Origin of the sequence: Blautia difficilis (assembly GCF_014297245.1) — a bacterium.
GTDB lineage: Bacteria > Bacillota > Clostridia > Lachnospirales > Lachnospiraceae > Blautia_A > Blautia_A difficilis.
Genome location: NZ_JACOQG010000103.1, coordinates 1 through 590, shown reverse-complemented (window position 1 = coordinate 590; position 590 = coordinate 1). Strand labels below are relative to the sequence as shown.

General features: G+C 45.9%; 1 pseudogene. It reads left to right on the top strand.

Features of this window, described 5'->3' with window-relative positions:
* A pseudogene (locus tag H8Z82_RS17520) lies at positions 1-525 on the top strand (IS200/IS605 family accessory protein TnpB-related protein); the annotation flags it as partial.
* Between the last annotated feature and the right edge of the window lie 65 nt (positions 526-590).

Here is a 590-nt window from a genome sequence, read left to right as displayed (position 1 = left end):
GAAAGGTGGGCATACACCAGACGTCTGAATATAGAATTAAGCAGAAAGATCGCAGGGGCAGTTGCAGAATATGCATGGGAGAATCATGCAGATGTGATCGTATTTGAGTATCTGGAAATGAACGGAAAGATATCGGGAAGTAAGAGGCAGAAACTGCAGCTTTGGAGAAAACGGGATATCCAGAAACGTTGTGAACATCAGGCACACAGGAAAGGGATGCGCATATCCAGGATCTGTGCATGGAATACGAGCAGGCTTGCGTATGATGGATCAGGGATAGTCCTGCGTGACTGGAGAAATCACAGCCTCTGCACATTTCAGACGGGAAAAAGATATAACTGTGACTTGTCAGCTTCTTATAATATCGGGGCCAGATATTTTATCCGTGAACTTTTAAAACCCCTTCCGGCAACGGAAAGGTCTTTGCTGGAGGCAAAAGTCCCTGCAGTAAAGCGTAGAACCTCATGTGTTTATGCAGATCTAAGGGAACTCAGTTCTGAGATGGGACTCTTAATGGCTGCATAGATGCAGGCAGATATACAGCGGACTACCTGTAATGTGGGGACCTGCCATATCTGGCATGGGAAAAA